Consider the following 6,146-nt stretch of genomic DNA (forward strand, 5'->3'; position numbering starts at 1 on the left):
ATGCCAGTTACAGCCCCAGGATCTCCTTGGCCAACGGCACGGTCAAGGGCCGGACCCGCTCCAGACCGGCCCGATCGAGACGATCCAGGGCCTCGGCCAGATCAGGGATCCGACGGGGCAGTCGGGCGCACAGAAAACGGATCACCTCGGGATTCAGGCGCACCTGACGATCCGCGGCCAGCTTGGCCAGAATCGCCTCCCGTTCGGCATCGTCCGGCGGGGCGATCTCCAGCATCTGGCCCCACAACAGCCGCGAGCGCAGATCGGCCCGCAACCTGGTCAACTCCACGGGGGGGAGACGCGAGGCGATCAACAGACGACCGTCGCACGCGCGCAGGTGGTTGAACAAAAACAGCAACCCCTCCTGAACCACCTCCGGTCCCGCCGCGATGCGCTCCAGATTGTCCACCGCCACCAGCACCCGGCCCGACCAGCGTTCCAAAAAACCGGTCAAGGCCCCCTCCCCACCATCGGCCAAAGCCAGGCCCAGGGCCTCCGGATCGAGAAAGGCGGCCAGATGGTGACCTTGCCCGGCCTGCCGGTCGGCCACCGCAGCATGCAGCAGATGGCTCTTGCCACAGCCGGCCTCGCCGATCAACAACAAGCTGGTGGCCGGGGATGCCATCACCCCTCCAACCGCCGCATGCGCCAGACGGTTGGAGGTCCCGACGATGAAATTCCCGAAGGTGAACAGGGGATCCACGCCCAACGCCAGGATCAGTTGCCGCATGGCCGGCATCCTCCGGGGGGGATTTCAGGCCGGGATCCGGGCCCTCTCCCCACCGCGCAGTCGTTCGAAATGGCGTTCAATGTATTCGATCTCGTATTCGGTATCGATATCCAGGGCCGGACCCGCGCAGGCGCTGATATGCAAGGTCAGGGTCATGCCGGTCAAGGTGCGGATCCGCTCTTCCAGAACGGCCAGATCGCGAAATTTGCGGTTGGCCTCCTTGTTTTTCACAATGATGAAATAGGCGCGCAGAAGAAACGAGAAGGCCTTCAACATCTGGTAGTAATTCTTGCGGACGATCGCGATCTCCTCGCTGTCGTCCTGACGCGCCTTGGAAAAAAGCGATTTGACGAACACCACGTTGTTCTTGATCTTTTTGAGATTGAACCGCCCCCCTTCGATGATGGTGCGGTTGTTGAACAGGTGTCCGGCCAGATTCCAGATGAAGCGCGGCACCCGGAACGGTCGTCCGGCCAGGAAGTTGTTGACGATCAGATCGACCGGTTCATCCCCGGACAGAAAGGCATAGTAGTTCTTGACCGCCCGATCGTATTGGAACGGCTCGTCGCAACGCGCAACCGCCGCATCGATGGCCGACCGGTGCGTGCGCCCCAACACCAGATCCGCATCCGATCGTTTGCCGGTGACCAGGCAGTCGATCTCCTCGGGGCGGATCAGCGGCAGATCGCTGGTCAGAAGATTCACCCGTGTCGCGGCGATCGACTCCTCCTGGCTCAACTCCCGCCACAGCGCCCAGTGACGCGGCCCCAGGGGCTCGGTCAACACCTCCGGATTCAGACTGATGCCGTGCGTCCCGTGCAGATGGCGCAAGACCGTCATCACGAAACTCTCGACGAAATGGTTCCCCTCCTCGACCAGATGCAGGTCGATCCCCTTCTCCCGCGCCCGTTGCACTGCCCAGGTCAGGCGGGATGCCAACCGCTCCCGGTCCCCCCAGACGTAGATCGGTCCCACCGACGTGGCCTCCAACGCCGCGGCGACCACATGCTCGATGCTCGTCCGCTCCCGGATCGGAACAAAGGGCTGCTCACGCCCCCCCACCCGCTTGGATCCACGGGTGCCGGCGGCGATGAACAGCGGTTCGCGAACCCGGAGACTCTCCATCCCAGCCATGATCCTCATGGACTCACATCCACGTCTTGCCGGGAGAGGCTGGTTCGGGTTGGGCCTCTGGCGCGGGCGCGACGGGTGCCGCCGCCGGAGGCGCGGCAGGTGCAGGCGTTTCGCCCTTGGGCGGCGGGATCAACCAGAGCGTCAGCCCCTCCTCGTTTTTTTCGCGTTTGACCACCAGTTTGGCCAGCGCGGCATCCAGTTGCTCGTCACGACCCGCAAATTCGCAATCGAACAGGCTCTCCCGCGCGGTCGCCTGGACCATGCGAGGTTCGGCCATGCCGGGCACGGCGCGCAGACCGGCCAGGAATTCGGTCATTCTGGCCACCTGGACGTCGTGCATCACCCGCAGCCTCAAGGTGCGTTTGTTGCCAGGCTGGATCACATGATCCGCGACCCACTGTTCCAGGATCTGCTGGGCCAGTTTGCCCGCCACGGCGGGATAGACGGCATTGGCCGCCTCGGCGGCGGAAGAGGCGCCTTTCTCCTCCCCGGCCTGGATCCGGATCGGGGCGACATGGGGACGGGCCACGGTCAGCGTAGCCGCCACCTTGATCCGCGCCCCCTTGCCTCCGGTAACCGGCGTGGCGGTGGCCCGAGCCACCCAGACCTCGCCGGCGCCGTAACGGCTGGCCGCCCATTCGAGCATCCCGGCATCCCCCTTTTCGACCCGTTCGGCGGAGAGTTGGGTCAGATCCTCCAGATCCCCGAGGGGTTGCATCACGTTGAATCCCAGTTCGCGGGCGGCGGCGGGCATGGCTTTCCACAGCAGGGTCGCAGCCCCCTCCGTCTTCTCCTCGGAGACGATCAGCAGCACCAGAGGATAGGCCGCCTCGGTGAAGGGGATCTTCTCCTTGCCGAGGGCGGCAACGACCTCCTTGCGGGCGTAGTGCAGATCCAGATGGAGGCTCAACCGCTCCCCGACCTGCTTTTCCGAGCGCACCACGGTCCGTTCGACCAGCCGTTTGGGCTCCTTGGTCAGGGTGGCCAGATACTCCTTGCGCGCATCACGTTCCGTCTGGGTCAACATGCGCAGCAGCAGACGCCGCAATCCTTCGCGTTGCGCCTGGGTCACCCCGGCATCATGGGTGGCCTCGAGCCCCTTGCTCATCGGCACCGACACCTCGATGCCGCGCACCTGGTAGATCGAATCGCCCGCCCCGTCCGCGGCCCAGGCCGGCAGGGCCAGCCACAACGCGCCAAGCCAGATCCACGCGCCCCATCCAACCGACAGCCAACGAAAAGGATTCTTCGAGATTCTCATGCTGATCCAAACTCCCACTTTCTTGGCCATGGACTTCACTTAGAGGCTGTTTGGCACCGACCAAACAGCCGACGCGGGTCATTCATGGCCCGCCAAATTGCACAGCCCTTTGAGAAGCGCAAATCGATTGTTTCGATTCGTGCAGGTTTGGGGATTCCACTCATGGCATCCCCAAACAGCCTCTTAAAGTGCCTTCCACGGTCGGGGATGAGGGGATTCCCCCCATCATGTTCAGTTTGTATTCTTCGCGCATTCCCCATCACGCCCGGCTAGTGTAACCTCTCTTGGGAAAAAAGAGCAAACCCCAAGCACGTCGAGGATAATCACCCGTCATGTCCAATCCAGAAAATTCCGCCATGGGTCCAACCGCCACCCCCCGCGCCACCACCTATCGCGACGCGGGCGTGGACATCAACGCCGGCAACCGGGTGGTGGAACTGATCCGCCAGGCGGTCGCCTCCACGCGCCGTCCCGGCGTGCTGGGCGGCATCGGGGGGTTCGGAGCCCTGTTCCGACCCGACTGGCGTCATTACGCCGATCCGCTGCTCGTCTCCAGCACCGATGGGGTGGGCACCAAGCTCAAACTCGCCTTCCTCACCGGCATCCACGACACCGTGGGCATCGACCTGGTGGCCATGTCGGTGAACGATCTGGTGGTGCAGGGCGCCGAACCGCTCTTCTTTCTCGACTACTTCGCCACCGGCGCGCTCAATCCCGATGTGGCCGCCACGGTGATCCAGGGGATCGCCGAGGGGTGCCGTCAGGCCGGCTGCGCGCTGGTGGGCGGCGAAACCGCGGAGATGCCCTCCTTCTACCCGCCCGGCGAATATGATCTGGCCGGATTCGCGGTGGGCATCGTCGATCGACCCGCCCTGATCGACGGTTCGACCATCGCGCCGGGGGATGTGGTACTCGGCATCGCCTCCTCGGGACCCCACTCCAACGGCTACTCCCTCATCCGTCATCTGGTGATGGCACCGGGCGGTCCCGGTCTCGATGCCCCATTCGCCACGTCGAACGGCGAAAAAAAACTGGGCGAGGCGCTGCTCACCCCGACCCGCATCTATGCACGGGCCATACTCGATCTGGCCAAACGGATCACCATCAAGGGGTTGGTCCACATCACCGGCGGCGGCTTCACCGAAAACATCCCGCGCGTGTTGCCCGATGCCAGCTCGGTCGTCCTCGAAAAGCGCGCCTGGCCCCGTCCGCCGATCTTCGATCTGTTGCAGCGTCTCGGCAACATCGAGGAGGCGGAGATGAACCGCACCTTCAACTGTGGTCTGGGCATGGTGGCGGTGGTGGCCGAGGCCGATGTCGAGACTGCCCTGACCTCCCTGCGCGCCTCGGGCGAGGAGGTGTGGACCATCGGTCGGGTGGTGGCTCGGGGCGCCGACTCCGACCCGAGGGTGGCGATCCATGACTGACTCCGTTCCGGTTCCCCGTGCTCCCTTGCTCCTCGGCGTCCTGATCTCCGGCGGCGGCAGCAATCTCCAGGCGCTCATCGACCGGGTGGCCGATGGCTTCATCCCGGCGCGCATCGCCCTGGTCATCAGCAACCGTGCCGATGCCTTCGGTCTGGAGCGGGCCAGGCAGGCCGGCATACCCACTCTGGTGATCGATCACAAGGCCCATCCGGATCGCCCCTCCTTCGAACAGGCGATGATCGACACCCTGAACGCCGCCCAGGTCGAACTGGTCTGTCTGGCCGGTTTCATGCGGGTGTTGACGCCGCGCTTCATTCGCGCCTTTGCCGGGCGACTCCTCAACATCCACCCTGCCCTGCTCCCGGCCTTTCCGGGGTTGCATGTGCAGCAGCGAGCCATCGAGGCTGGCGCCCGTTTTTCCGGGGCCACGGTCCATTTCGTCACCGAGGAGGTGGATGCCGGCCCGATCATCGCCCAGGCGGTGGTGCCGATCCTCGACAACGATGACGCCTCCACCCTGGCCGCACGCATCTTGAAACACGAGCATCGCATCTATCCCCTGGCGGTCAAGCTCTACGCCGAGGGGCGGTTGCGGATCGAGGGGCAACGGGTGCGGGTGGTGGATGGGGATGGGATCGACCCCGATGTTTTCCTGATCGCGCCCGTGGGATGAGGGGATCGACCCCGTGGACCTCCCCGACGGGAGTTCCATGGCAGATCGACCCCGTGGGATGAGGATCGCGCGCCGGCAACAGAGAGCTGGCTTATTTTTTGCATATCGACCTGCGCCACATCTTGTTCATCCATCCGTTCGATCAGGGAAACCCTTAAGCGGTTGCACACTCTTGAACGTTGACACCCTGTTAGCCAATCCATCCATTCACGCCAGCGGGCTTTACAACCTCGACGAGGGGGATTATGCCCAAACCTTGGCCACGTTGGCCGAGTGGGGCGATGCCAAGGCCCAGCACAATCTGGCGGCCATGTATCTCGAAGGCATTGATGTCCCGCTTGATTATGCGCAGGCCGAGCAGTGGCATCGGTTATCCGCCGAGCAGGGGTATGCTCCCGCCCAATATGATCTGGGCACCATGTATCTGGAGGGTTTGGGGGTGGCGCCGGATCCCGCCCAGGCTGCGGCCTGGTTTCTGCTTGCCGCCCGGCAGGGGGATCTCAAGGCGTGCAACAATCTTGGGATTCTGCATGCCACCGGGGAAGGGGTGGAGCGGGAGATGGTTCAGGCTCGGGCGTGGTTTTTGTTGGCGGCGCGGGGTGGATTGATTGATGCGTTGGAGAATCTGGAATTGTCCGCCGAGGAGATGAGCCCGGAGGAGTTGGCCAGTGCCGAGGCGTTGGTGGCGCGGTGGGAAAAAGGGGAAGAAGCGTGACGGAGCAGCATGTCCGTTACTGTTACGGAGGACGGGTGGCCGAAGGTCCCCGGCGGAAGTCCGGAGGCAGAGCCTCTGGGGTTTTGATTTTGAATTTCTTCTTGGTTTTAAACCGCACCCATTTTGGGATGCGTAGTTTCTCGCAAGGCCATAGGGCGTGTTGACATTCAATAATAATATCAACCCTATTCAAGCCAGATCATAAT

Annotated in this window: 6 protein-coding genes; 3 read left to right on the forward strand and 3 right to left on the reverse strand. The window is 63.6% G+C overall.

Going from position 1 to position 6,146, the window contains the following annotated elements; translation table 11 throughout:
- Nucleotides 1-7: 7 nt before the first annotated feature.
- From ACV4UY_RS11145 to ACV4UY_RS11155, 3 genes are read right to left on the reverse strand one after another with little or no spacing between them, the layout of a single operon-like run.
- On the reverse strand, nucleotides 8-730 hold the full coding sequence (locus tag ACV4UY_RS11145) for a DnaA/Hda family protein (RefSeq protein WP_491607664.1): 723 nt from the start codon (nucleotides 728-730) through the stop codon (nucleotides 8-10).
- 24 nt (nucleotides 731-754) lie between these two features.
- Entirely contained in the window at nucleotides 755-1,873 is a 1,119-nt protein-coding gene (locus ACV4UY_RS11150; protein WP_491607665.1) for a hypothetical protein, read from the reverse strand.
- 4 nt (nucleotides 1,874-1,877) lie between these two features.
- Complete coding sequence (locus ACV4UY_RS11155; RefSeq protein ID WP_491607666.1) at nucleotides 1,878-3,125, reverse strand: hypothetical protein; 1,248 nt, start codon at nucleotides 3,123-3,125, stop codon at nucleotides 1,878-1,880.
- Between the two features lie 332 nt (nucleotides 3,126-3,457).
- On the opposite strand from ACV4UY_RS11155, the gene purM reads away from it, so the two are divergent.
- The 3 genes from purM to ACV4UY_RS11170 all read left to right on the forward strand — a co-directional run bounded on the left by purM (nucleotide 3,458) and on the right by ACV4UY_RS11170 (nucleotide 5,940).
- A complete protein-coding gene (gene purM / locus ACV4UY_RS11160) occupies nucleotides 3,458-4,552 on the forward strand; it encodes a phosphoribosylformylglycinamidine cyclo-ligase (RefSeq protein WP_491607667.1) in 1,095 nt (364 codons plus the stop codon).
- Nucleotides 4,545-5,225, forward strand: coding sequence for a phosphoribosylglycinamide formyltransferase (purN, locus tag ACV4UY_RS11165; protein ID WP_491607668.1), 681 nt, complete (start codon nucleotides 4,545-4,547; stop codon nucleotides 5,223-5,225). Before purM ends, purN begins: the two co-directional genes overlap by 8 nt.
- Before the next feature lie 172 nt (nucleotides 5,226-5,397).
- A complete protein-coding gene (locus ACV4UY_RS11170) occupies nucleotides 5,398-5,940 on the forward strand; it encodes a tetratricopeptide repeat protein (protein WP_491607669.1) in 543 nt (180 codons plus the stop codon).
- Nucleotides 5,941-6,146: the final 206 nt, after the last annotated feature.

It is taken from the genome of Candidatus Magnetaquiglobus sp., assembly GCF_058402785.1.

Excerpts from the sequence above, each read along its gene's own strand:
- purN (WP_491607668.1), top strand. The coding sequence starts at position 4,545 with ATGACTGACTCCGTTCCGGTTCCCCGTGCTCCCTTGCTCCTCGGCGTC.
- ACV4UY_RS11155 (WP_491607666.1), bottom strand. The coding sequence starts at position 3,125 with ATGAGAATCTCGAAGAATCCTTTTCGTTGGCTGTCGGTTGGATGGGGC.
- purM (WP_491607667.1), top strand. The coding sequence starts at position 3,458 with ATGTCCAATCCAGAAAATTCCGCCATGGGTCCAACCGCCACCCCCCGC.
- ACV4UY_RS11150 (WP_491607665.1), bottom strand. The coding sequence starts at position 1,873 with ATGAGGATCATGGCTGGGATGGAGAGTCTCCGGGTTCGCGAACCGCTG.
- ACV4UY_RS11145 (WP_491607664.1), bottom strand. The coding sequence starts at position 730 with ATGCGGCAACTGATCCTGGCGTTGGGCGTGGATCCCCTGTTCACCTTC.